Annotated in this window: 1 pseudogene; it reads right to left on the reverse strand. The window is 76.2% G+C overall.

The annotated features are described in order from the left end of the window. Window positions 1-701 (reverse strand): annotated as a pseudogene (locus G3I40_RS17560) (hypothetical protein); the annotation flags it as partial.

The raw sequence follows: 701 nt of genomic DNA on the forward strand, positions 1-701 counted from the left end.
CGAGGAGCCGGTCGGCCCGTTCCGGATCGCCCTGGGCGAGTGCGAGCAGGCACACCCAGCGGCGGCGGTCGAACAGGCCGGGTCCGCGCAGGGCGTCCGCGGGCCCGGCCGCCGCGACTGCGGCGGCCGCCAGATCGCCCCGGAGCAACGCCAATTGGCCGCCCAGCGCGTGCAGATCCTGGCGGGCGGACGGGGGCGGACCCTCGGCGAGGGTCTCGCTGACGAGCGCGACGGCCTCGTCCCACCGCCCGGTCAGGATCAGACCGCGTACCGCGTAGCAGGAGAGGTCCGCCCCTCTGCTCAGGCCGAGTCCGAACCGGCGGGCGAGCCGCATGCCCTCCCGGGCCGCCTCGACGCCGCGCCGGTGCGCGCCGTTCCTGGTGTGCGCCGTCGACTCGTACATGGGGACGGTCAACAACAGGTCCTGGCTGTCGAGTTGCTCGGCGAGACGGCGGGCCTCGGCCATCGCGTCCAGGTCGCGGTTGCGGGCCCCGGTGCCGAAAAGCCCGCGGATGGTGACCGTCGGGTCGCCGGTCCGCCGGCCGATGCGCAGTGCTTCGTCGAAGGACGCCCGCGCGGCGGCCGCGTCCGGCAGCAGCCCCATCGCCAGCACCCCGAGCACCCGCCCCCGCTGCACCTGCGCGGGGCCTTTCGGCAGCAGCCGCAGTGCGTGCTCCCAGTCGTCCGCGCCGCTGCCGTCG

The organism is Streptomyces sp. SID14478 (assembly GCF_010548525.1).
GTDB lineage: Bacteria > Actinomycetota > Actinomycetes > Streptomycetales > Streptomycetaceae > Streptomyces.